The sequence below is a fragment of the Butyrivibrio hungatei NK4A153 genome, from assembly GCF_000424465.1.
Lineage (GTDB): Bacteria > Bacillota > Clostridia > Lachnospirales > Lachnospiraceae > Butyrivibrio > Butyrivibrio hungatei_A.
Map to the genome: position 1 here is coordinate 40,971 of NZ_KE384199.1, position 24,541 is coordinate 65,511.

Genomic DNA, 24,541 nt, shown 5'->3' on the forward strand with positions numbered 1-24,541 from the left:
ACAGAATCATTGCGTAGAAGCTGTACGGTGCGAAAACTGGAACGAGCACCGCACAGAATCATTGTATGGATGCAATTTTACGTGTATATCTCTGATTATTGGCATGGCCTCACGTAAGAAGTTTTCTTCGGCATTTTCGGAGGGTCGGAGGGATAATGATTGTGCGCAGGTGACAGATTTTACTTATGAAACGAAAAGTGTTTATCGTTGCAAAGTTAAAATGATTCATATTATATTATAACTATGCTAACGTACGATTTTACAAAGGGGGAAGGTCCTCTTTATCAGAAGCTGTACAACTTTATAAAAGATGATATTACAAAGGGAGTTCTTTTGCCCGGAGAAAAGCTTCCGTCGAGGAGAAGCCTGTCGGAGAATCTTGGGATAAGCACGGTTACGGTTGATAATGCCTATGACCAGCTTGTGGAAGAGGGCTATATCAATGCGTTTCCCAAGAAGGGATATTTTGTAGCGGTAACTATGACGGTATCTTTTCCAAAGGAGAAAAAGCGCGAGTTTAAGATTGCGACAAAGAGATCGAAGGATGAGTACGACTTTGATTTTTCTTCAAGTCGCCTGGATGCGGAGTCTTTTCCTTTTTCCGTATGGGCGAAGCTCACGAGAGAAAACGTTGCGGGAAGAAGCGATAAGCTACTTGAGGTGTCTGAAAGTAGCGGCATATATGAGCTTAGAGAAGCTATAGCGGGGCATCTGTCGTCGTTTAGAGGACTTAATGTTTCACCGGATCAGATTGTCGTAGGGGCAGGAACTGAGTATCTTTACGGTCTTATCATCAAGCTCCTTGGAAAAGATAAGAAATACTGCGTTGAGGATCCCGGCTATCGCAAGATAAGCCAGATATACGAGACTGAAGGCGTTAGACACGCTTTTGGACGAATGGATGAATCGGGACTTCTTGTTTCAGAGCTTGTAAGGACAAAGGCGGATATAGCACATATAAGTCCTACGCATCACTTTCCTACGGGCATAACAATGCCGATAGGACGACGTAATGAGATAATGGCGTGGGCGAGCGAGAAGGAAGGCAGATACATTGTTGAGGACGATTACGACAGTGAATTCAGGCTTCGAGGCAATCCGATACCGCCGATGCAGAGTATGGATAGGATGGATAAGGTCATTTACATAAACACTTTTTCAAAATCCCTTGCATCCACCATAAGAATTGGGTACATGGTGCTTCCGGAGCACCTTGCGGAGCGGTTCTATGAGAAACTTGCCTTTTATTCCTGCACGGTTCCAACGTTTGATCAGTATACATTGTCGGACTTTATCAAAAAGGGATATTTCGAGAAACACATAAACAGGATGCGTCATCAGTACACCAGAAAGCGTGAGAGTGTACTTGAGATAATAAAAAAAGAGCTTGATGGAATTGATTACAGGCTGATCGAGAACGATTCCGGACTTCATTTTATCTTGCAGCTTTTTACAAAGCAGACGGACAGAGATATTGAAGACAGGCTTAAAAAGAGCAAAATTAAAATATCAGCTGTTTCCGATTACTGCATGGAGACACCTGAAAAACAGCTCCAAGGCAGGTTTATAATAGACTATTCAAATCTTGATGTAGGTCTTTTGCCCGGTGCGCTGAAAGCGCTCAGAAAGTGCTTGTGAAAACTGGTATTTAAAAATAAAATATAATTACGTATTATACAAATACCAGTGAAGTGATATATTTTATCCTGAATTATTTAGTAAAAGGAGAAAAAATATGGATCAGGCACAAAACAATGACTTAAAGGGCTTTAAATATGCGAGATGGATCGCGCTGACAGGATTGTTTATGGGAATCAATATTATAATGTCGAGTTTCGGCATACCCGTTCCCGGAGGACACTTATATCTGTGCGACCTGATAATATGCACGGCGGCGCTTTTGTTTGATCCGCTTTCTGCATTCATAGTGGGAGGAATCGGATCTTTTGTCGGAGATATTCTCTTTTACCCGGCTCCCATGTTTGTATCGCTTGTTACACATGGACTTCAGGCGGCTGTCATTTCGCTCATAGTTAATTCGAAATTTGGCAGGAATAAAAAGACGCATTTTATTACGGCTTTGATTGCAACGCTTATTGGCGCTGTTATAATGGTTGTTGGATATACATTGGGCAAGATCTATGTGTATAGCACATTTGAATATGCCATGGTAAAGTTACCCTATGAGATAGCACAGGCACTTTTGGGAGTTGTCGGCTCGCTGTTCTTGTGCTTCAAACTTGGGCTTATCAAAATATTTAAGAGAATGGAATATGAATAAAGGAGATAATAACATGGATTTTAAAGAGATAACAGAGCAGAGCAGACAGGCAGTTACGGAGATACTTGAGAAAGCCGGTCTTACGCCCGGTTCGATTTTTGTGGTTGGCTGTTCATCAAGCGAGATACTGGGAGACCAGATAGGAACCGCTACAAATCTGGATTCTGCGAATGCGGTGTTTGACGGAATTGTTCCCGTTCTTGAGGAAAAGAAAATTCTTCTTGCGGCACAGTGCTGTGAGCACCTTAACAGGGCACTTGTCGTTGAAAGAGAGACGATGGAAAAGTACGGATTTGAACAAGTCAATGCGATCCCGCAACCAAATCATGCCGGCGGAGCTTTTGCAACCGTTTGTTATCAGAGATTCAAAAATCCTGTGCTTGTAGAATCTATTAACGGAAAGGCAGACGCAGGCATAGATATCGGAGGAACCATGATCGGTATGCATATGCATTCAGTTGTTGTTCCAATGAGAATATCTCTTAGAAAGATCGGAGCTGCTCCAATCATATGTGCCCGCCACCGTCCCAAGTACGTTGGAGGCCAGAGAGCCATCTACGACGAGAAGCTCATGTAAGGACAAGAGCAAGTCTAAGATTATATTAGTGGATGTGGTTTTGTTTTGAGAAGATATGAGATATTATACAAACGGCTGAAGTGTTTGTATAATATTTCATATCTGGTAAACGAAACATAGCAAACATCTTAAATTACTGTAAATATCAATTACCGTGTAATTCTTGTGATATAATATTTGTGATTGTACGATAATTGATATTTTTATTTGCGTTAATAAGGTACAGGTCGACAATTTTCGGAGGCTATAGAGACGTTATGAAGCAAATGGAAGATGTTATAACTATCGAAGAAAAAAATCATATAGATGAACTTACGGGACTGCACAATCTTACAGGTATCCTTGAGCATCTCCGGGGGCATGACAAATACTCTGCATCCGAAGATACAGTTATCATCTACATAAATGTTATGAATTTCAAGGTGTTCAATCAGAAATACGGCTTCGCGGGAGGCAACGATTTTCTGAGAGGAATGGCACATGAACTCAAAAACATTTTCCCTGATGAACTGGTTGCGCGAACAAGCGGAGATCAGTTTATTGTCCTTGGAAAATCCATTGATAAAGAAGAGCTTCTTGATAAATTGGATGATTTCAGAGAAGCCGTACATAATTACGAGAAGGGCCTTAAGATGAAGGTTAAGGCCGGTATTTACCGCGCCACGGGCACTGAGGAAGATCCCGTTATAATGGTCGACAGAGCCAAGATGGCGTGCGACGACATCATAAGAGTTTACGATAGAGACAACAACCTGTACACGGAGGAGCTGGACAAAAGAAATGAGCTTCGCCGGTACGTTATCGATAATTTTGAAAATGCTTTTAAACAGAGATATTTCCAGGTTTATTATCAGAAAGAAATAAGAGCGGTCACGAGAAAAGTCTGCGGATATGAGGCGCTTGCAAGGTGGCTCGATCCGACTTACGGTATCATTTCTCCGGCTGTTTTTATTGAGGTGCTTGAGAGCGTTCATCTTATACACAGGCTTGATATATACATGATAGATCAGGTTTGCTCGGATCTGAGGGATGACATAGATTCGGGATATGCCGTTGAGCCGATTTCCGTAAACCTCTCAAGGCTTGATTTTGAGCTTTGCGACATTATGAGTGAGATTGATAAGTGCAGGGCAAAATATGACATTCCCAAAAAGCTTCTCCACATTGAGGTTACGGAGAGTGCTATCGCATCCGGAGCAGATTTTTTGGGCAAACATATAAAGAAATTCAGGGATGCAGGATATGAAGTCTGGATGGACGATTTCGGCGCAGGATACAGTTCTTTTAACAACCTGAAAGATTATGACTTCGATGTTATCAAGATCGATATGGGCTTTTTGCGCGAGTTTGAGACGAATCAGAAATCGAGGATAATTCTTGCATCCATAGTAAATATGGCAAAAGAGCTAGGAATACATACGCTCGCAGAGGGTGTTGAGACGGAAGAACAGTATGAATTTCTTTTGAACATAGGATGCGAAAAGATGCAGGGATATCTTTTTGGCAAGCCTAAGCCTGTCTCTGAATTTGTAAGGAGTGTTGATTGCAGCTTTGAGAACAATGAGGAGTTTGATTTCAGCTCGTATTACGATGATATCGGTACAGTCAATTTCCTGAACAGCACGCCGCTTGAAACAAAGAGTATGGAAATCATGATAAAACTTCCGATTGCCATAGCGGAGCTACATGGCGATCAAGTGAGTTTTGTATACGCAAATGAAGCCTATATTGATTTCTTGAAGACTATAGGTGCGGAGAATCTGGACAGGGCAAATGAGATAGGAAGGTCCAAGGAAAGGGATAATGCCAGCGGATTTGCAAATATCCTGAAGATGGCGGAATCATCTTATAACCAGAGAAGTGAGGCCGACCTTGTTGCAAACGGTTATGTGATAAATACCAAGGTGAGGTTTCTTTCAAGACACGGGGAAAAAGCAGCATTTGCGCTTGTTTCACGAAACGTCACCGCGCAGAAGGAAGCACATTCCGCAGATGATTACAGTGCCGTGCTCATGCATCTTTTGAATTTGTATAACCGTATAGATCTGTTTAATGAGGAGGGAATGTTTGAAAATCTTTTCCTTTGCGGAAATCAGAAGGCTCTTTCGGATATAGAGAGAAAGGCCGTTTTAGCGGTGCAGATGTATTTGGATACGCATATCATGGAAGCTGACAGGGAACGGTTCAAAAAATTCTTTGATATCACTACCGTTCACGACCGGATTGAAAGTTCGGGCAAGCATTACCTCGTTGATTACTACAGGTCTGCGCTTCCCGGAGATGAGGACAGAATCCTGATGTACATCATTCTTCCTTTCCACTATAATGGTAAATGGAGATTCATTGCGGGATGCAGGTATATGGATGAACTTGATGAGCTGAAAAGAGTTCTTAAACAGATTGAGAGCACTTGACCGTGAATCTTTAAAAAGGCAGATTGAGGTGGCAGAGCATAAATGCTTAGGTTTTGTTTTGGGGCATCCGGTGCGGGGAAGAGCACGGGGCTGATAGAAGAGATAATTAAAAGAAGTTTTAATAACACCGGTAATGATTTTTTACTTATTGTTCCGGATCAGTTTACGATGCAAACGCAGAAGGATGTGGTAAGAATGCACCCTTCGCATGCGATAATGAACATTGATGTATTGAGCTTTGGACGTCTTTCACACAGAGTTTTGGAAGAGACGTCTAAAAGCTCTTTTTCTGTGCTCGATGATGTGGGAAAGAGTCTTGTATTACGCCGAGTAGCCGATATTCTGGGTGACAGACTTCCCGTAATAGGCGGAAATATGCATAAGCCCGGATATATCGATGAAGTTAAGTCCACAATTTCAGAGTTTATGCAGTACGGAATAGGAGACGAGGCGCTTGCCATCCTTGAGGAAAAGAGCTCTTCCAAGGCTGCACTCAATTCCAAGATAAAAGATCTTAGACTCCTTTACGGAGAATTTCTTCGCTACATCCAAGGAAAATTCATAACTACAGAAGAAACGCTTGATATTTTATGTAAGGCGATTCCAAAGTCACCTCTTTTAAAAGACAGTGTCATTGTATTCGACGGATTCACAGGTTTTACGCCGATTCAGTACAGGGTTATAAAAGAGCTCCTTCGGGTATCAAAGGAAGTGTGTGTGTCCCTTACTATCGGACCTAATGAAAATCCGTACGCAGGCTCTTTTGAAGAACAGGAACTGTTCATGCTCACGAAAAAGACCGTGCGTGACCTTGAGAAGATAGAATATGAGCTTTGCAAGGAAGCGGGCGCAATCTCGCAGGGAAGCCTTGATTTTGAAGCGTGGAGAAATATCAGAAACGACGAGATGAGCAAAAAGGTTTCGGGCGGGGATATCTTCATAAGAGATGAGAAGGTAATGAGGCTTAAGGATAACCCGCCGCTTGCGTTTCTTGAGCAGAATCTTTTCAGATATAATTCATGCAAGTACAGCAAGGAGCAGGATTCCATACAGATATTCGAGACGCAGACGACCGAAGAGGAAGTTCGTAGAACCATGATGAAAATACGCTCACTTGTTAGGGATGAGGGATATGCATACAGAGATATTGCGGTGGTGTGCGGAGGTTTGAGCTCGTACGGTAATCTGGTGAAAAGAGCTGCGAGAAAGTTTGACATTCCCGTTTATATAGACCAAAACACCGGACTGCTACTGAATCCGTTTATCGAGTACATCACAAGTGCGATAAACATTGCTATATCGGGATACAGATACGAAGACGTATTTCATTATATGCGAAGCGGAATGACGGATTTCTCCAAGGAGGACACCGACATTCTTGAAAACTACGTAAGGGCACTTGGCATAAAGGGAAGAAAGCAGTGGGAAGACCGCTTTATGCGCAGGATGCCGACTAAGTTCAAGAGAAAAAAAGGCAAAGAAGACGATACATCGGAACTTGAGCTTATTGAGAAACTTGACGGAATGAGAGCTGCAATCAGTGCGGAGCTTAAGCCTCTTTTTGATGCAAAAGGAGGAACGGCTGCGGAGATCACGGAAGCTCTTTTCAAAATGATAGAGGAAAACGACTGCATCACAAAGCTTGAGCGCTATAAAGAGAAGTTTGAAAAGTTCGGAGACAGGGAGAAGGCCAAAGAGTACGACCAGGTTTACAAGAAGGTTTCCGATATCCTGAAGCAGATTGCGGCGCTTATCGGGGATGATAAGCTGGAGCTTAAAGAATATAAGGACATTCTGAATGTCGGATTCGGAGATATCGAGGTCGGAACAATCCCTCAGGATGTGGACAGGGTCATTGTCGGAGATATTGAGAGAACGAGACTTCGTGAGATCAAAGCTCTTTTCTTTATGGGAGTCAACGACGGACTTATTCCGGCAAATACGGGCGGCGGAGGAATTCTTTCCGATATGGACAGGCAGTTTTTGCTTGACCTTGATACGGGAGTTGAGCTTGCGCCGACACCGAGACAGCAGATGTACATTCAGAGGCTCTATCTGTATATGAACCTCACAAAGCCTACGGACAGGCTTGTTTTGTCGTACTCTGAACTTGGAACCGACGGAAAGAGCGTGCGACCGGCTTATCTTATTTCGAAGATAGAGTCATTGTATGAAGGAATTGAGGTTGAGCGGCCTGAGGATGCGCCTTTTGAGGAGCAGGTTTCCTGTGTTAACGACAGTCTCGATAATCTTGCTGAGATGATGAGAGAATATTCACTCGGAATACTCGGAGATAAGGAAAAGACAGAGCTTTCAACGCTCTATGAGATCGTTGGAAAGAAGTATGAAGAGAAATCTCTTTTGGATAAGCTGACAGAGGCTGCATTTAAGCATTATGAAGACAAACCTCTTGCCAAGAATATTGCGCTTGCGCTCTACGGGGCAAATCTCGAGAACAGTGTGAGCAGACTTGAGAAGTTTGCTTCATGTTGCTATTCACATTTCTTAAGATACGGAATGGGGCTGTCCGAGAGAAAAGAGTATGACTTTGCTTCGGCAGATCTCGGAAATGTTTTCCATGAAGTCCTTGAAAAATATACAAGCGAGATTATAAACAGGCATATATCGTGGAAAGACTTGTCTAAAGAGGAGTCTGATGAGATATTAAATCGTGCCTTAACAGAAAGCGTCGATGCATACGGAGAGACCATCCTTTTAAGTAACGCGCGTAATGAATTCATGGTTGAACGCATAAAAAGGATACTTATAAGGACGGTTGATACGCTTAAATACCAGATTTCCAAAGGAAGTTTTGAGCCTGCGTATGTCGAGATGGATTTCAGGGAAGCGGGCAAAATCGAAGAGATCGATATAACTCTTTCGGAAGATGAGAAACGCGGAATAGTTGAGAGCATGAAATTGCACGGAAGGATTGACCGCGTTGATCTGTATGAAGATTCGGATCATGTTTATGTCAAGGTCATCGATTTTAAATCGGGCGGAAAAAAACTGAGTCTTGCATCGTTATATTACGGCCTTCAGCTTCAGCTCGTTATGTATATGAACGTAGCGACCGCCGCAAGCAAGAAAATCTATAACGGAAAAGAAGCCGTTCCCGCCGCTGTTTTGTATTATCATGTGGACGACCCGATGATAAGCGGTTCGGGAGATTTGCAACCGGACGTTATCAATAAAGAGATAATCAAGGCACTTCGTACGACCGGATTGGTCAACGGAAACAGGGATATCATAAATATGCTTGACAACAGCATAAACGGTACATCTGACGTTATACCGGTCGGCTTTAACAAGAGCGGAGACCTGACAGCGGCTTCAAGTGCCGTTTCAAATGAGGATTATTCCGCTATTTCCAAGTATGTAGATAAGAAGATCCGCGAATTCGGTAAGTCCATTTTAAACGGAGATATTAAGGTGAATCCTTATGAGATGGATGTAAAGGGATCTTGCAAGTACTGCGAGTATAAGGGAATATGCGGATTTGACGATAAGATTCCGGGATATTCCAGAAGAAAACTTGATCTTGACGATAAAGAAGCAATGGAGCTTATAAGGAATGAAAGTTGAGTTTACTGATGAACAGAAGGCGGTAATAAACGCCAGGAAATGTAATGTGCTGGTTTCAGCCGCCGCCGGATCCGGAAAGACGGCGGTTCTTGTCGAGCGCATCATACAGATGATAAATGAAGGTGTGGATATCGACCACCTTCTTGTCGTTACTTTTACCAAAGCGGCAGCTTCGCAGATGAAGGAGAAGATTACTCTTGCCATTCAGGACAAGCTTTTGGAGGATCCGGAGAATACACATCTGCAGAAGCAGGAGACGCTTATTCATAATGCCCAGATAACTACGATAGATTCTTTTTGCCAGTATATTATTAAAAATAACTTTAATTTTGTCGGGCTTGATCCGTCTTACAGTGTCGGAGATGAAGGTGAGCTCAGGCTTCTTCAGGAAGATGTTATGAAGAACATGCTTGAGGAAGAGTATACTAAGGCAAAAGAAGGCAGCAACGAAGATTTCATCTATTGCATGGAATATTTCGGCACGGGAAGCAACGACAAGGCCGTTGAAGAGTATATCGAAAGGCTCTATCGCTTTTCCATGAGTATGCCGTGGCCTGAGACTTATATCAAGGAGAGGGCGCTTGATTACGACATCGAGGGAAAGAATTTTGATGAGCTTGAATGGGTAAAAGAATGTGTTACTTCGGTAAAAAGAATGCTTCTTGAGGCGCAGGATAAGTTGAGCGCGGCTCATGAGCTGACTCTTTTGCCCGACGGACCGTATATGTACGGAGAGCTGCTTGAGAAAGAAGCGGAGATGATGGGGCGTGCTGCGGCTTACGAGTCGTATGATGAGCTGTATGACGCGGTAAGAGGGATTTCTTTTGACAGATTGCCTGCAAAGAAGGACGAGAGCGTATCGCCTGAGAAAAAAGAGCGCGCAAAGGAACTTCGTGACAGCGTAAAAAAGGACATAAAGAAAATCACCGAGAACTACCTGGTGCTTACGTCCGATATGGTCGCCGAACAGATGAAGCTTTGCGACAGGGCGGTGAAGGAGCTCTGCAGGCTGACTCTTCGTTACATACAGCTTTTTGATGAAAAGAAAAGAGAAGAGCGCCTGATCGACTTTTCCGATATGGAGCATTTTGCGCTTAATATTCTCATTGATTATGAGACGGGGGAGCCGACGCATGTGGCGCTTGAATATAGGGAATTCTTTAAAGAAGTTTTAATTGATGAGTATCAGGACAGTAATGCTGTGCAGGAGCTTATTTTGCAGGCAATATCAGGAATAAAAGCGGGATCCTCCGAGAGGTTCATGGTTGGTGACGTGAAGCAGAGTATTTATAAGTTTAGGCTTGCGCGTCCCGAGATTTTTATGAAGAAGCTTGCTACTTACAGTAAGGATGAGTCTGCAAGTGACAGGAGAATCGACCTTCATAAGAATTTCCGAAGCAGGGAAGAGGTTCTTGAGGGAACCAACTACATCTTCAGGAAGATAATGGGGAAGGATCTTGGAAGCGTTGAGTATGACAAGGACGCGGAGCTTGTGACGGGTGCGGGATATGACGAGCCCTCTTTTGACATGACTCCCGAGCTCATACTTATAGACGATCCCGAGGGGAAAAAAGAAAATGAGGCCCACGCGATAGGAAATAAGATACTTGAGCTCATGCGCGAGGATCCGGAGCTAAAGTTTAAAGATATTGTAATTTTGCTAAGGACGAACTCCGGATGGGACGATGTGTTTAAAAAAGCGCTGGAGGAACAGGGGATTCCATCATATATAGAGTCAAAGAGCGGATATTTCGATGCGTGGGAAGTGTCTGTTATGCTGAATATCCTTTCAGTAATAGACAATCCTACGGTTGACATACCGCTTGTTGCGGTAATGCATTCGCCAATAGGTGGCTTTACTGACGAGGAACTTGCACTTGTTAAAATTACACTTAATAAAAGTGAAGAGGCTTTCAGCACATCTTCGTTGTATGAGGGAATATTAAAACTTGTGCATGGAGACAGCGCAGATAAGGCACTTATTCAAAATCAGGCGTTATCTGATAAGCTTGAGAAATTTGTTTCGCTGATCGAAGATCTGAGGGATATTTCCACTTACACACCCGTGCATGAGCTTTTGCAGTATATCATTGATGTTACGGGCTTTGAGCTTATTGTGAGTGCGATGCCCGCGGGCAATCAGAGAAGGGCCAATATAGAGCTTCTTTTGTCCAAGGCTGAAAGCTTCGAAAAGACAAGCTTTAAGGGATTGTTCCACTTTGTCAGATACATTGAGCACATCAAGGTCGTACAGGTAGACTACGGCGAGGCAGGGATTATCGATGAGAACGCCGATGTTGTGCGCATCATGAGTATTCACAAGAGTAAGGGACTGGAGTTTCCTGTAGTGTTCGTTGCGGGAATGTCCAAGCAGTTCAACAAAATGGATACCAAGGGCAATCTCATTGCGGATATGGACCTCGGAATAGGTGTTAAATGCATCGATTCTAAGCTGCGTCTACGCTCAGAGACCTTAAAGCGGGTGATAATCGCAGATAAGATGAATACGGACAGTCTGGGCGAAGAACTGCGTGTACTTTACGTTGCACTTACGAGAGCAAAAGAAAAACTAATCATGACCGCTTCGGTCAAAAAACTTCCGGATGTACTTGCTAAGGAGCTTAAACGTCAGCCTGAGCTTGCACATGGAGTTTCACAGGGAAAAGAACTGATGCCTTTTTCGATAAGGTTATCGGCGGCGTGTTATCTTGATCTTGTTCTTCCTTCGCTTGTCAGGCATCCTGCGATATATGATATTGCCGAAAAGTACGGATTGTCGGAGCTTATAACGGATAAGTTTATGGACAACGAAGAAAGCGTGCCGAAATTCGCGGTTTCATCTGTAAGTGTAGATGAAATAAATGCCGGTAATGAGAAAGAGAGCGTTAAGGGGCTTATCCGTATGGACGGTATCGGAGCTTATTACGATAAGGAACTTGCGAAGAAGCTTGAAGACAAGATGGATGCGAGGTACGGATTTGAGCATCTTAAGGGGCTTTATACCAAGACTACGGTTACAGAGCTTAAAAAGCATATTCTTGAAGAGAACGGCGAGCATTTTACCAAAGAGGAAGAGTACGGAGCGGAGTATGATGAAGCCGCGGAAAGTAGCAATTATGCGCTGGAAAATGGTGAGTCTTTTTTGAAGCCGGAAAGAAAAGTGTCTGAGGCGTCCGGGCTTACGGGAGCTGATAGAGGAACGGCGTACCACAGGATCATGGAGCTTCTTGATTACAGCGTGGGAAGCGGTGCTGCCGAGCTTGGAAGGTTCCTTGACGAGCTTGTTCAGAAAGACAGGATAACTAGGGCTTCTGCCGATTGTATCAAGACGGAGGATATCGGAAAATTCCTGGGGACTGATCTCGGAAAGCGAATGGGAGCAGCTTTTAACGCAGGGCTTCTTATGCGAGAGAAACCGTTTATGATGGGAGTTTCCGCGAGCGAACTTGATAAGAAATTCCCTTCAGATGAGCTTGTTCTTATTCAGGGTATCATCGACGCGTGGTTCATAGAGGATGATGAGATCGTGCTTGTCGATTACAAGACAGACCGCACAAAGGATGAAGAGGAGCTTGTAAAGCGATACAAGATTCAGCTTGAACTTTATAAAAGAGCGCTGGAAGCATCGACGGGAAAGAAAGTTAAAGACACATATATTTATTCCTTCGCATTGGCAAAAGAGGTGAATCTGGGGAAATACTGATTTTGATAAGTAGGAGGGACGCCGAAAGATGAAGCTAAGGAGCATGCAAACTTTTGTTACAACAGCTTTTTTGACAATCTGTGCCGTATGTGGATGTGCCGGTGCCGATAGTTCCACGGTGGGCGCAGATGCAGAAACGGCCATAGATGCGGATGTGTCCGGTGGTGTGACGAGTGATGCACCTAGTGGTGTTATGAGTGCAACTGTGGCTGCAACTGAGGATATGGTGGAGCCGGAAGGTGAGGAGGCCGATATGGAGACATGGAAAACTGCAATTGATGGTCTTTCAGATGATTTTATCTTTGGAATGGATGTGTCTTCACTGCTTACAGAGGAGAAAAGCGGAGTAAAATTCTATGACTTTGACGGAAATGAGCAGGATGCGCTTAAAACCTTTGCCGATTCAGGTATAAATTACATCCGTATTCGCGTTTGGAACGATCCCTATGATGAGAACGGAAACGGCTATGGCGGTGGTAACAACGATCTTCCAACCGCAATAGAACTGGGCAAAAGAGCTACAGATTACGGAATGAAGGTTTTAATCGATTTTCACTACTCCGATTTCTGGGCGGATCCTCAGAAGCAGTATGCTCCAAAGGCATGGAAAGGCATGAGCTTGGAAGAAAAGTCAAAGGCTGTATATGATTACACCAAAGACAGCCTTAAACAGCTCTTGGATGCAGGCGTCGATGTTGGGATGGTTCAGATAGGAAACGAGATCAACAACGGTATGTCAGGCGAAACAAAGATAGAGAATGTCATTGAGCTGTTAAAGTCAGGAAGCAAAGCGGTTCGGGAGATATCGAAAGAGATCGGCAAAGATATAGGGGTTGTAGTTCATTATACGGATATATCCCCGAAAGAGGGTGTCTTGTCTCTTATAGAGAAACTTGTAAATAACGGACTTGATTTTGATATGATGGGACTTAGCTATTATCCGTTCTGGCACGGCGATATGGATAATATGAAAAGTGTGATGGGGTATATTGAAGAGCACTTTGGCAAGAAGACCTTTATTGCGGAGACTTCCTATTGCTATACTCTGCAGGACGGAGATGGCTTTGGAAACAGGGTAGGCAAGGCTGATCTTGTGGACGGATATCCTGCATCAATCGAAGGACAGGCCTCTTATATACATGACCTTTATCAGAACGTAAACAGTGCCGGCGGAATCGGCGTGTTCTATTGGGAAGGAGCTTGGCTTCCTGTAGGGCCTGCAAACGCTGATAACTCATCAATCTGGGAGAAGTACGGAAGCGGCTGGGCGAGCAGTTTTGCTTCAGACTATGACAAAGATGCTGCGAAATATTACGGCGGAAGCTCCTGGGATAATCAGGCATTCTTTGACTTTGGCGGACATCCGCTTGAATCAATTAAGGTGTTTAAGTACATGAAGTAGAGCTATTTTGGGGAATAAATAGTAGTATTGGCTCTCATGCTATTCGTGCAAATTATGAGGATTGCATTAATTATGTTTGTGTAGTTAAATATTAAATTGTATCTATTTTTTTACTGAAACAGGAGAGAGTTTTTTGATATGCAACTTATTGCGAACATAATAGATTTTTTTGCCGCAATGATACAGATTGGGACAGGCGCGGTAAAAAAGAAGTCCAAAATACTGATATTACAGATAGTCCAGCTTCTGATGCAGGGAGTGGCTATGCTGCTTTTGGGAGGCATAACCGGTGCCGTAAACAACGTACTTTCATGCGTAAGAAACTTCATCTGCTATAAAGAAAAACTCAACCTTCTGTGGAAGATATTCTTCATAGCGGCATCTGTTGTTATGACAATCCTGCTTAACAATCAGGGCTTACTTGGAATAATCCCTGCAGCGGTATGCATAGTATATATTCTGTTTATGGACGTGAAAGATCCTCTCAAATTCAAGATGCTGGTAATGCTTACCTTCATCCCATGGCTCATCTATCATTTCATACTTGGTTCCTATACCGGCGCAGCTTCCGATGCTGCGACCATCATCGCCAACATAGTAACCATCATAAAGATGAGAAAAGAAAAAGCCGCACAGGAGAACTGAGAGTATCACATCGAAAAGTGAGAAGTGAGCGGCAGGGCTGCAGTCTTTTTGCTGCATTTCATCGAAATTATATTGGCCGGGGGGGATATATGCTGCGCGAAGTTGTCTGAGCAGATGCACCTAAGAATTACCATCTGTTCATGCAGATTCGTTATATCCTCTTGTTTTTCTGAAGGTCAAATCACTTTCCTTATTGCATGCTTCGAAAAGAACTTGCAGGACGCAAATAAAACCTATATAGGTCATGGTCATACGGCGCGTAGCGCCTAAAACAAATAAAAGCACAAATTCCGAGCTCTATGAGTTCGGAATTTTGTGCTTTATATTTGTTATAATAGTCCGCGTTGCGGACAATGACCATGATCTTTTAACTGTATAGAAGCGTCCTGCTTCAGACATCTTTCTCCGCATGCAGGAAAGTGATTTTTGACCTTTTGAAAAACAGACGAGGCTATAAAAATCATCTGCATGGACAGATGGAAAATTCTTGGTGCATATGTGAGTTTATGAAGCGCAGCATATGTTTATCCAATCCCACGGCCAATATAATGTTTTGAGATGATACAGCAAAAAGACTGCAGCCCGCTTTTTACTTCCACTTTTCGATATCCTTCTTTTCGAGGATGACCATGAGAAGATTATTCTCGGTGAGCTTGTGAGAAGGATTGATATATCTCCAGTTGCCGCCTTTTTCTTTGATAGCTGCGACGTTCATGTTGTGTTTTTTACGAAGATCGAGCTCGATAAGACTCTTTCCGAGCCATGCGTTTCTTGGCTGCAATTCAACCATGCAGAGGTTATCGTCAAGCTCGAAGTAATCGTGGATTGACTGTGAAGCAAGAATCCTGGCTGAGCGCACACCACCTTCTTTCTCGGGATCGACAATCTTGTCTGCACCGACTCTCTGAAGAATAGTGGCCATGCGGGAAGAAGAGGACTTTGCGATTACAAGCGGAACGCCCTTTTCTTTTGCAATAGATACCGCCATGATGCTTGCTGCTATATTGCCGCCCATTGCGGTTATAACGATGTCCATGTTCTGGAGTCCGAGCGCCATAACTTCGTCCTCATTTTCAAGGTCCGCGCATACTGCGGAAGTTACCTTGGATGAGATGTCTCTTATACGTCTTTCGTCTTTGTCTGCAACGAGCACGTCTTCACCGATTGCATACAGGTTCTTTGCCACGCTGCGTCCATATTTTCCAAGTCCTAAGACTGCTACTGATTTTTTCACTTCTATACCTCCGTTTATCCGACGTAAAATACTCCCTCGGAGTAGTTGATGTTGTTTTTATTTGATTCATTTCCGGAAAAGAACGCCACCATCGAGATGGGACCTGTTCTTCCGAGGAACATTGCAACTATTATTATGATCCGTCCTATAGGATTAAGCGCTGCCGTAAGATTTCTCGATAAACCGACGGTTCCGCATGCACTTATAACTTCAAACAATGCATCCTCCATCGGAACGGGATTAAATACCGAAAGAAGTACCGCGAGTGTGAGAGTTGCAAAAACACTGACATAAACAACTGCGGCCGCCTTTCTCATCGAATCCACCGAAACGCGTTTGTTGAAGATGACGTTCTGATTCGCGTTTTTTACATAAGAGCGCACATTCATAAAGAGCAGGAAAATTGTGACCGTCTTGACACCGCCCGCAGTTCCGATCGGCGAACCGCCTATGAACATGAATAAATATGAGACAAGGCAGGACGCAACCGTCAGGTTTTCCTGTGGAATAGTGGTGAATCCGGCAGTTCTAAGTGTAATCGACTGGAACAGGCTGTTTACCAGTTTCTGCCCAAAGCCCATGTTTCCTATGGTTCCGGGATTGTTATACTCGGTCAAAAGAAAAATAAGCGTGCCGCTCGTTATAAGTATAATCGTAAAACTGAGAACGAGCTTACAGTGCTCGGAGAATCTTTTTACCATAATGATGGGAGAGAATCTCTTTTTCACACCTTCTTTTATCGAATGAAGAACGTCAAACCAAACGACAAAGCCAAGACCGCCCATGATTATAAGAATCATGGTAGTTGCCATAACAATCGGATTTTCTCTGTAATTGGCAAGGCTGCCCTGCCCGATAACGTCCATTCCTGCGTTACAAAATGCCGATACAGAGTTGAAAATCGAGATCCACAGGCCTTTAATAAAGCCAAATTGCGGGATGAATACAAATGAATAGAAAATCACGCCGAGGCCTTCCGTTATGAAAGTTCCTTTTATTACCCTGGTAAGGAATCTGAGCAATTTTGTTCCCGAACTTAGATTAAAAGAGTCCTGAAGAAGCATTCTGTCACCGAGCGAAAACTTTTTGTGCGTTATAAGCATCAAAGTAGCGGCGATAGCTATCATTCCAAGGCCGCCAATCTGAACAAGTATCAAGATGATCAGCTGGCCAAAAAAACTCCAGTGTGCGTAAGTGTCAACGACCACAAGTCCCGTAACGCAGACCGACGTTGTTGCGGTAAACAGCGCGGTCAGAAAATCCGTGGGCTTTCCGCTTGCCGATGAAAACGGTAGCATAAGAAGCAGCGCTCCTACAAGGATTGTTATAAGAAAACTCACCGGAATTGTATGTGCCGGCGATAATTTTTTTGGTTTTGATATTTTATCTTTAGTTGATGAAAACAAGTCAATATTTCTCCCTGTCTTAATAACATGAAAAAGGCTGCGAAAATAGATTCGCAACCTTTAATGTTTTATTGTTATTATAAAAGCTGTATTCCGTTATTTTTTGCTTCTTCAGCCATCTCATCGGGCCAGATTGAACACTGAACCTCTCCGATATGGGCCTTTCTTAAGAAGAACATGCAGATTCTTGACTGACCGATTCCTCCGCCGATAGTGTAAGGAAGTTCCTTATTAAGGATTGCTTTCTGGAAAGGAAGCTCGGCTCTTTCTGTGCAACCTGCTTTCTCAAGCTGAGCCTTAAGTGAGTTCTCGTCTACACGGATACCCATACTTGATAATTCAAGAGCAATGTCAAGAACAGGGAAGTACACGATAATATCGGCATTGAGTGCCCAGTCGTCGTAGTCGGGAGCTCTGCCGTCGTGTTTCTCACCTGATGCAAGGAGGTCACCGATCTGCATGATGCATACAGCGCCCTTAGCCTTTGCAATGTAGTACTCACGCTCCTTGGGAGAGTACTCGGGGAACATGTCCTCAAGCTCCTGAGTTGTGATAAAGAAAATATCCTCAGGAAGGATTTCTTCAATATAATCGTACTGGATAGACATGAATTTCTCAGTCTTTCTGAGTACTTTATATACGTCTTTTACAGTCTCTTTAAGGAAATCAATATTACGGTCTTCTTTATTTATAACCTTTTCCCAGTCCCACTGGTCAACGAAGATAGAATGGATATTATCCGGAACTTCGTCACGGCGAACAGCGTTCATATCGGTATAAAGTCCCTCGCCGACATTGAAGCCATACTTCTTAAGCGCATATCTCTTCCATTTAGCAAGAGAGTGCACGATCTCGGCAGGACGTTCATTTTCGTTGAGAATATCAAAAGAAACAGGACGCTCAACACCATTGAGGTTATCATTAAGTCCTGATTCGGGTGTTACAAAAAGAGGTGCCGTTACTCTCTGAAGATTGAGTCTGTTTGAGAGCATGCCCTGAAAGAAATCTTTGACAGTCTTGATACCTACCTGTGTATCGTGGAGATCAAGAGCAGATTTGTAGTTCTTGGGAATTTTAAGGTTTTCCATAATCTTTTCCACTTTCTTATATAGTTTCCTTTTTCACAGGAAAAGCATTCCCATGAAAAAATGTCTCACAGTTAATTAAATCGCTTTTTCCCTCATATTGCAAGAAAAAAATGATTATTTATGCACCTTTACATCAGTCTGATGAAGATGAACCTGAAGACGCAGCTTCTCTGTCTTTTATCATGTGCTGAAGAGTTACAAGGATCGCGATGACTATCTTTTCATGTTCTGTCTTGTATATATCTATGCAGTATTTGTCGTGAATTGAGAACATCTTCTGGGAAATGACAGCGATTATCTCACCGTTTTCATCATATAATTCGAAGTTTAAGCCCAGAATGTTGCCCTTAAGCTGCCAACCGAGTCCGACAATGTTGGTAACGTCCTTGATTATGTGCATGAGCTCATTTGAAATCTCGAAAGATGCGCCGTTTGCCATATAGACATAGTGTCTCTCGTGAAGTGAAAAGAGCTTTCTTTCCACATGTGCGACCGGATTGCCGTAAGCATCGGTTATATCCGTTTTGTCATGAAGTGAAGGAAATTTGGTCGAAGCGTGATAAATGACGTTTTCATAGCCGTCTGTGATATCAATAAGCTTGTGCAGCGTGAAAATCTTTGAAGTAGTAAATAAAGAAACTGCGGGAGTGCCAAAGCGCTCAAGGTTGTTGACGTTTGCCTGTTGTCCCGCTTCTCTGAATCTATGTATCTTAGAAAAAACACCCATAAGAATTGCCTCCGTTTTTAATCAATATCATAAGTATAATATTAACACTGCATGCAGGTAAATTGAAAAAAGTTTATTGAGTGTATGGTATTCATTACTTATAATAGTTAGAAATGTTGATTGAAAGCGTTGCGTTGACAATTAATTGATCAAAAGTCTGCAAGACACTGTACTAAGAAAAGAGGGCGGCTATGGAAATCAGATTCTACGAAGAAAAACCGGACATTGAAACATACTATGAGCTCAGGGCCTCGGTCGGCTGGGAGAACTTCTGTAAGGAGCAGTCAGAAAAAGCTTTGGCAAAAAGAGACTATTTTGTCCTTGCCAAAGATGGCGAAAAGGCAGTCGGTATGGGAAGCGTCGTAGGAGATGGCATGTACATGACCATAGTTGATGTGACTGTAAGACCTGAATATCAAGGTCGGAATATTGGGGCCGGTATAATAAATAAGCTTGTTTCACTTATTGAAAAGTCCGCTCCCAAGGGCGCAAGGCTCAGTATTCAGTTGATTGCCGCCAAGGGAAAAGAGGGCTTCTATGAAAAGATGGGCTTCACTGCTCTTCCGTGCGAGAATTCCGGCCCGGCGCTGAGGAAGCTTATATATACGTGAAAAGTCTATAGAAGTATTTTATAAGGTTTTATAAGGGGCAAGATACTTTTATTTAGAATAAAGAATATGATATTCAATTTTAAAGAATATGATATTCAATTTTAAAGACGTAGTGATGGGAGGCTTGAATGAAGGCGCTTATAATAAATTGCAGTCCTGTGAAAACAGGGGCTACGGCCACGATTGCAGGGATAGTATCTGCGGAGCTGGCCGATAGATATGAAGTAAAAGAGATATGTATAGATGATTACTCTTTTTCTTTTTGCAAAGGATGCAGAACCTGTCATACTACGGCAAAGTGCGTTATGGACGATGATGTGAATAAGATAATGCAAGAGTTTGACAGCGCAGATGTTATTGTTTCCGTTTCGCCGTCCTATTGGGCTGACATTCCGGGAGAGTACAAGGCTTTCATCGACAGATGCACGCCTTGGTGCAATACCCACGAGCCACATGCCAAGATCTCATCAGGTAAAAAGGGCTACAGCATCGCGCTCAGAACAGGCCCCGGAATGCACGAGTGCGAGAAAATTATCCAAAGCATCGAGCACTTCTACGGACATCTCGAGATTGAATCCTGCGGAAGTATAGGTTTGTGTTCTATAGAATATAAGGAAGACGTCGAGCCGAGGAAGCAGGAGATAGTTGAGTTCTGCAAGGGGATTTGAGCGATTTTTATGATAAGAAGAGCAAAGGAACAAGATATATCAAGAATAGCGGAGATACTCGTATTTGTGAAAAGAATGAAGTATAGAACAATCTTTCACAATGATGAGTTTTCTTTTGGTGAACTGCAAGTACTGGATGTGGCTAAGCAGTACATGGAGTGCTGTGAAAGCAATGATTCTGACAGCCAACCGGCAAGAATATTAGATAATATTTGGGTTTACGACGACGGAATAGTTAAAGGCCTCATCCACGTTGAGGGCAGTGAGGTTGTCGAACTCTATGTGGATTATTTCTTCTGGGGACAGGGCGTTGGTTCTGCTTTGTTAAAATTTGCGATTAAAGAATTTAGCGTAGACAGGCTTTGGGTACTTGAGAAGAATATGGATGCCATAGATTTCTACAAAGCTTACGGCTTTATTGAAAGCGGTAAGAAGCAGTTTGTTGAAGGAACTGAAGAGATTGAGATTTTGCTCGTCAGGGAAGTTTGAGAGCTTTGTGTAGATTGTTGATGTGACTATAATGAAGAATATAAGGCATATAGCGAAGCATGCGGTATCATATGGCAACAGAACTAGTCATTGTTGCAGATAAGTTACGAGGAAAAAGGCTTTGAATATTTTGATAATCAGGCATGGGACAGTTGATTATAATATAAGAAAATGGAGCAATTCGGAAGAAGTTAATCATGATTTTGAGGCGTACAATCATGCTCCTATAATTTCTGCAAAATATGATGTTCCGCAAAGGGATTATAAGACATATTATGTCAGTTCTTTACCAAGAACACTGGAAACGGCAAAAGCTGTGTTTGGAGAGCGGGAGTATATCGCTACAGATCTTATAGACGAAGTTCCTATATCCGCGAGTATAAGCACGAAATTAAAGATGCCTTTTGCATTTTGGAGTATTTCATGCCGTTTGCAATGGCTGTTTAACAGTAAAAGGCAGAAAGAAAGCCAAAAAGATACTATAATCAGAGCAGAGAAGTTTGTAGATGGCCTTATTGCAAAAAATGAAGACTGCGCAGTGGTTACACACGGTTTTTTTATGATTACTCTTTTGAAAGTAATGAAGAATAAGGGCTCTGTGGTTGCCGGAAAAACTTTAGGTTTTTCAAATGGTGAGTTTGTAGAAGCGAAATTATGAATTTGCAGAGAGTGTTATGCAGGAGCACAGTACAGAATTACCGGAAGATAGCTGTACGGTGTGAAAAACAAGAATGCCACCGCACGGAATAGCTGAAAAGAAGATGTACGGTGTGAAAAACAAGAATGCCACCGCACGGAATAGCTGAAAAGAAGATGTACGGTGTGAAAAGCAAAAATCGCACCGTACATAATAGCTGGAATGAAACCCTACGGTGCAAAAGCCAAAAATCGTACCGTACAGGATAGCTACAATAAAATCATACGGTGCAAAAAGTCATAAACAACAAAAAGGCGCAACAGCAAGGAACAATAAAACATGAAAAACGAATTATATGAAAACACCCAAAAAATAGATACCGTAAGAGCCATCCTGGTGGGGCTCAACACGGGCAGGAGCGATGATGAGTTTGAGCGCTCGATGGATGAGCTGAAAGAGCTGACGAAGGCTATAGACATTGAGGTTGCATCGACGGTGACTCAGGCGCTCAATGCTCCGGATAAAGGTACATATATAGGAAGCGGCAAGGTGCAGGAGATTGCGGCAGCGCTTGATGTGCTGGATGCAAGCATTATTATCTTCAACGATTCGCTTTCACCCATGCAGGTAAGGAATCTTGAGAAGATACTTGATACGGAAGTTATCGACAGGACGGGACTTATCTTGCAGATCTTTGCAAAGAGAGCGGGAACAAGGGAAGCAAGGCTCCAGGTTGAGTCGGCGCAGCTTCAGTACATGCTCCCAAGGCTTGTCGGAATGGGGAAGACTCTTTCAAGACAGGGCGGCGGAAGCGGAAGACTTTCAAATAAGGGATCCGGCGAGAAGCAACTTGAGCTTGACAGAAGACGTATAGAACACAGAATAAGTGAACTCTCAAACGAACTCAAAAATCTTGAAAAAGAAAGAACGACTCAGAGGAACAGAAGACTTAGATCAAATATTGCACGTGTCGCGCTTGTCGGTTATACAAATGCAGGTAAATCAACGGTTATGAATAACTTGCTTCGCTTGTATGGCGCGGAGAGCGCAGATGACAAAACTGTCCTTGAAAAAGATATGCTGTTTGCGACACTTGACACAACTGTCAGAAAGATAACTCCTACAGGAAGAAGACCATTTTTGCTTTCCGATACGGTAGGTTTTATAAGCGAACTTCCGCACGCACTTGTCAAAGCATTTCGGTCAACGCTCGAAGAAGCAAAGTACGCAGACGTTTTGTTGGAAGTGATTGATTTTTCGGATCCCGAATACAGATTCCATATGGAAATAACAGAGAAAACTCTTGCTGAGATTGGCGCAGGAGATATTCCTATAATATATGTATTTAATAAGTCCGATCTTGTTCAGAGAGAACAGGAGGAGAACGGACGCCTTATTATGGAGATTCCGAAGGCTTCGGGCGACAGAATCTATATCTGTGCAAAAGATGACGTTTCTCTTGATGAACTTATCGCAGCAATAGAGAGAAAGTTAAGCGAAGGTGAGAAGGAATGCGAGCTTCTTCTTCCGTATACAGAGGGAAGCATAGTGAATATCCTTGAAAACAGAGGTGTTGTGAAAGAGACGAAATATGAAACCTCCGGAATTCGCATTAAAGCGATGCTTCAAAGGGCTGATATTTCACAGTATAGTGAGTTTATAGTGAGTTGATTAAATGAATCGGAATATTATTACATAGAGCATAATAAAGAAGATCATCAGACGGAAATGGTTCGATGATCTTCTTTTATCTGTTGGAAAATGTTCTTTTATTTCTTGATGTAGCTTCGATTAACCAAGCTGGACGGCCTTTCTGATATCTTTTTCGTTTGCTTCCATCTTGATACGCTTGAGAGTGCTCTTAACAACGGGAATACACAGGATAATTACAGTAATGATACATTCAGGTACGATGTATGTTGCGTTGTAAGTGATGCTGTAAACAATCGGTGATGTTCCTTCGGGTGCGTAGTAAGCAAAGAATATTACGCCTGATAATACTGCAAAGAAGTAACGACCGAGAACTCCGGTGATATAACCTTTTATCATGCCGTATTTCTTTTCATAGAATAATCCGCCAAGGCCAAGTGCGCCGAAGGCGAGGATATAGTCACAAAAAAGCTGTGGAATACTTACTATATAAGGGTCTTCAATGAGCTGCAAAAGCCCGTAAGCAATACCTGAAGCTATGCTGACTCTGGGACCGTAAATATATCCGATATATGTGACGAAAAACATGCTGAAAAGTGTTATTGAGCCGCCCATCGGGAGCTTTGCAAATTTGAAGTGAGAAAGAACGAATGCAAGAGCAAGGCAAAGTCCGGATACCGTGATCTGCTTGATGCTGAGTTTTCCCTTGCCGTCCTTATTTACGAAGAAGCTCATTATTGCAAGTGCAGCAAGTATCATAAATACCAGACCTACATATCCCATGGGAGTTAAATTGTATACCACGCCCTCATCAGATGAGATTTCTTCAAGAAAAAGATTCATTGCTTTTTTCCTCCTTAATGGCAAGCCACATTGAAAAAATGTAGTCTTATATTCAAGTTATGATTTTATATCAATTAAACTATCAGTATTGCGATTTGTCAATGTTTTCGGGCATTTGTTCAATATTTTACATTGGGAAAAGAAATCCGGGTAATAATAAAGACATAAATTCTCCGCAATTTTTTCACAGTATTTTAACAAATTTCCATTTACATTTCCTTTCAGAGCATGTATATTTTTATAGGTTAAATTTAAGTAGTGCAAGTGGTACAGAAAGGAAGTAACATTTGATGTTAGGATGTATTAAGAGAAACATTATGTTGAGCCCTAATCAGGTACAGGACTTCGTCAATGCCGCAACTAAGTGTGACTTCGATGTAGATATATATTATAACAGATATGTTGTGGATGCTAAGTCGATCCTCGGAGTATTTGGACTTGATCTTTCACAGACTCTTACAGTAGAGTATCGCGGATACAACAGCGATTTTGAGAATTTTTTACAGAAATTGGCAATTGCCAGCTAATTGAATGAAACGTTCATCATTTGATTAATTTTGAACGATTCAGTATACTTATCA

The 24,541-nt window shown here is 42.6% G+C and carries 19 protein-coding genes; 14 read left to right on the plus strand and 5 right to left on the minus strand.

Annotated features, from left to right (window positions below; genetic code table 11):
* The first annotated feature begins 243 nt into the window (after positions 1-243).
* The 8 genes from G628_RS0115560 (at position 244) to G628_RS0115595 (ending at position 14,607) form a co-directional block, all read left to right on the plus strand.
* Complete coding sequence (locus G628_RS0115560) at positions 244-1,638, plus strand: PLP-dependent aminotransferase family protein (RefSeq protein ID WP_026654068.1); 1,395 nt, start codon at positions 244-246, stop codon at positions 1,636-1,638.
* A 97-nt stretch (positions 1,639-1,735) separates the two neighbouring features.
* On the plus strand, positions 1,736-2,281 hold the full coding sequence (locus tag G628_RS0115565) for an ECF transporter S component (protein ID WP_034461875.1): 546 nt from the start codon (positions 1,736-1,738) through the stop codon (positions 2,279-2,281).
* Positions 2,274-2,858: a TIGR01440 family protein gene (locus G628_RS0115570; protein ID WP_242827250.1), complete on the plus strand. Its 585-nt coding sequence runs from the start codon at positions 2,274-2,276 to the stop codon at positions 2,856-2,858. Before G628_RS0115565 ends, G628_RS0115570 begins: the two co-directional genes overlap by 8 nt.
* Before the next feature lie 257 nt (positions 2,859-3,115).
* Positions 3,116-5,272 (plus strand): bifunctional diguanylate cyclase/phosphodiesterase, encoded by a 2,157-nt coding sequence (locus tag G628_RS17735; protein WP_051199251.1) that lies wholly within the window; start codon positions 3,116-3,118, stop codon positions 5,270-5,272.
* Positions 5,273-5,314: 42 nt separating this feature from the next.
* Positions 5,315-8,857 (plus strand): PD-(D/E)XK nuclease family protein, encoded by a 3,543-nt coding sequence (locus tag G628_RS0115580; protein ID WP_027209534.1) that lies wholly within the window; start codon positions 5,315-5,317, stop codon positions 8,855-8,857.
* Complete coding sequence (gene addA / locus G628_RS0115585; RefSeq protein WP_027209535.1) at positions 8,847-12,560, plus strand: helicase-exonuclease AddAB subunit AddA; 3,714 nt, start codon at positions 8,847-8,849, stop codon at positions 12,558-12,560. The genes G628_RS0115580 and addA overlap by 11 nt, the downstream gene beginning before the upstream one ends.
* 28 nt (positions 12,561-12,588) lie before the next feature.
* Positions 12,589-13,962: a glycoside hydrolase family 53 protein gene (locus tag G628_RS17740; RefSeq protein ID WP_051199252.1), complete on the plus strand. Its 1,374-nt coding sequence runs from the start codon at positions 12,589-12,591 to the stop codon at positions 13,960-13,962.
* Positions 13,963-14,100: 138 nt separating this feature from the next.
* On the plus strand, positions 14,101-14,607 hold the full coding sequence (locus tag G628_RS0115595) for a YgjV family protein (protein ID WP_026654073.1): 507 nt from the start codon (positions 14,101-14,103) through the stop codon (positions 14,605-14,607).
* A gap of 589 nt (positions 14,608-15,196) precedes the next feature.
* On the opposite strand, the gene G628_RS0115600 is transcribed toward G628_RS0115595, so the two are convergent.
* The 4 genes from G628_RS0115600 to G628_RS0115615 form a co-directional block, all read right to left on the minus strand.
* Entirely contained in the window at positions 15,197-15,841 is a 645-nt protein-coding gene (locus G628_RS0115600; RefSeq protein ID WP_026654074.1) for a potassium channel family protein, read from the minus strand.
* 14 nt (positions 15,842-15,855) lie between these two features.
* The gene (locus tag G628_RS0115605) at positions 15,856-17,181 is read right to left on the minus strand and encodes a TrkH family potassium uptake protein (RefSeq protein WP_242827251.1); all 1,326 of its coding nucleotides are present in this window, start codon (positions 17,179-17,181) and stop codon (positions 15,856-15,858) included.
* Positions 17,182-17,324: 143 nt separating this feature from the next.
* Complete coding sequence (asnA, locus tag G628_RS0115610; protein WP_026654075.1) at positions 17,325-18,335, minus strand: aspartate--ammonia ligase; 1,011 nt, start codon at positions 18,333-18,335, stop codon at positions 17,325-17,327.
* Positions 18,336-18,468: 133 nt separating this feature from the next.
* Positions 18,469-19,062, minus strand: a complete 594-nt coding sequence (locus G628_RS0115615) for an LURP-one-related/scramblase family protein (RefSeq protein ID WP_026654076.1) — start codon at positions 19,060-19,062, stop codon at positions 18,469-18,471.
* A 191-nt stretch (positions 19,063-19,253) separates the two neighbouring features.
* On the opposite strand from G628_RS0115615, the gene G628_RS0115620 reads away from it, so the two are divergent.
* The 5 genes from G628_RS0115620 (at position 19,254) to hflX (ending at position 23,138) form a co-directional block, all read left to right on the plus strand.
* Entirely contained in the window at positions 19,254-19,673 is a 420-nt protein-coding gene (locus G628_RS0115620; protein ID WP_034461877.1) for a GNAT family N-acetyltransferase, read from the plus strand.
* 128 nt (positions 19,674-19,801) lie between these two features.
* The gene (locus tag G628_RS0115625; protein WP_027209537.1) at positions 19,802-20,341 is read left to right on the plus strand and encodes a flavodoxin family protein; all 540 of its coding nucleotides are present in this window, start codon (positions 19,802-19,804) and stop codon (positions 20,339-20,341) included.
* A 9-nt stretch (positions 20,342-20,350) separates the two neighbouring features.
* A complete protein-coding gene (locus tag G628_RS0115630) occupies positions 20,351-20,830 on the plus strand; it encodes a GNAT family N-acetyltransferase (RefSeq protein ID WP_027209538.1) in 480 nt (159 codons plus the stop codon).
* Between the two features lie 121 nt (positions 20,831-20,951).
* The gene (locus tag G628_RS17745) at positions 20,952-21,488 is read left to right on the plus strand and encodes a phosphoglycerate mutase family protein (protein ID WP_051199257.1); all 537 of its coding nucleotides are present in this window, start codon (positions 20,952-20,954) and stop codon (positions 21,486-21,488) included.
* Between the two features lie 318 nt (positions 21,489-21,806).
* The gene (hflX, locus tag G628_RS0115640) at positions 21,807-23,138 is read left to right on the plus strand and encodes a GTPase HflX (protein WP_034461879.1); all 1,332 of its coding nucleotides are present in this window, start codon (positions 21,807-21,809) and stop codon (positions 23,136-23,138) included.
* A 120-nt stretch (positions 23,139-23,258) separates the two neighbouring features.
* On the opposite strand, the gene thiT is transcribed toward hflX, so the two are convergent.
* Positions 23,259-23,960: an energy-coupled thiamine transporter ThiT gene (thiT, locus tag G628_RS0115645; RefSeq protein WP_026654082.1), complete on the minus strand. Its 702-nt coding sequence runs from the start codon at positions 23,958-23,960 to the stop codon at positions 23,259-23,261.
* A gap of 317 nt (positions 23,961-24,277) precedes the next feature.
* On the opposite strand from thiT, the gene G628_RS0115650 reads away from it, so the two are divergent.
* Complete coding sequence (locus G628_RS0115650) at positions 24,278-24,487, plus strand: HPr family phosphocarrier protein (protein WP_242827252.1); 210 nt, start codon at positions 24,278-24,280, stop codon at positions 24,485-24,487.
* Positions 24,488-24,541: the final 54 nt, after the last annotated feature.

Coding starts and splice junctions, on each gene's coding strand:
- G628_RS0115570 (WP_242827250.1), top strand. CDS start 2,274: ATGAATAAAGGAGATAATAACATGGATTTTAAAGAGATAACAGAGCAG.
- G628_RS17735 (WP_051199251.1), top strand. CDS start 3,116: ATGAAGCAAATGGAAGATGTTATAACTATCGAAGAAAAAAATCATATA.
- G628_RS0115580 (WP_027209534.1), top strand. CDS start 5,315: ATGCTTAGGTTTTGTTTTGGGGCATCCGGTGCGGGGAAGAGCACGGGG.
- G628_RS0115630 (WP_027209538.1), top strand. CDS start 20,351: ATGATAAGAAGAGCAAAGGAACAAGATATATCAAGAATAGCGGAGATA.
- thiT (WP_026654082.1), bottom strand. CDS start 23,960: ATGAATCTTTTTCTTGAAGAAATCTCATCTGATGAGGGCGTGGTATAC.
- G628_RS0115615 (WP_026654076.1), bottom strand. CDS start 19,062: ATGGGTGTTTTTTCTAAGATACATAGATTCAGAGAAGCGGGACAACAG.
- asnA (WP_026654075.1), bottom strand. CDS start 18,335: ATGGAAAACCTTAAAATTCCCAAGAACTACAAATCTGCTCTTGATCTC.
- G628_RS0115560 (WP_026654068.1), top strand. CDS start 244: ATGCTAACGTACGATTTTACAAAGGGGGAAGGTCCTCTTTATCAGAAG.
- addA (WP_027209535.1), top strand. CDS start 8,847: ATGAAAGTTGAGTTTACTGATGAACAGAAGGCGGTAATAAACGCCAGG.
- G628_RS0115565 (WP_034461875.1), top strand. CDS start 1,736: ATGGATCAGGCACAAAACAATGACTTAAAGGGCTTTAAATATGCGAGA.
- G628_RS17740 (WP_051199252.1), top strand. CDS start 12,589: ATGAAGCTAAGGAGCATGCAAACTTTTGTTACAACAGCTTTTTTGACA.
- G628_RS0115625 (WP_027209537.1), top strand. CDS start 19,802: ATGAAGGCGCTTATAATAAATTGCAGTCCTGTGAAAACAGGGGCTACG.
- G628_RS0115595 (WP_026654073.1), top strand. CDS start 14,101: ATGCAACTTATTGCGAACATAATAGATTTTTTTGCCGCAATGATACAG.
- hflX (WP_034461879.1), top strand. CDS start 21,807: ATGAAAAACGAATTATATGAAAACACCCAAAAAATAGATACCGTAAGA.
- G628_RS0115650 (WP_242827252.1), top strand. CDS start 24,278: ATGTTGAGCCCTAATCAGGTACAGGACTTCGTCAATGCCGCAACTAAG.
- G628_RS0115620 (WP_034461877.1), top strand. CDS start 19,254: ATGGAAATCAGATTCTACGAAGAAAAACCGGACATTGAAACATACTAT.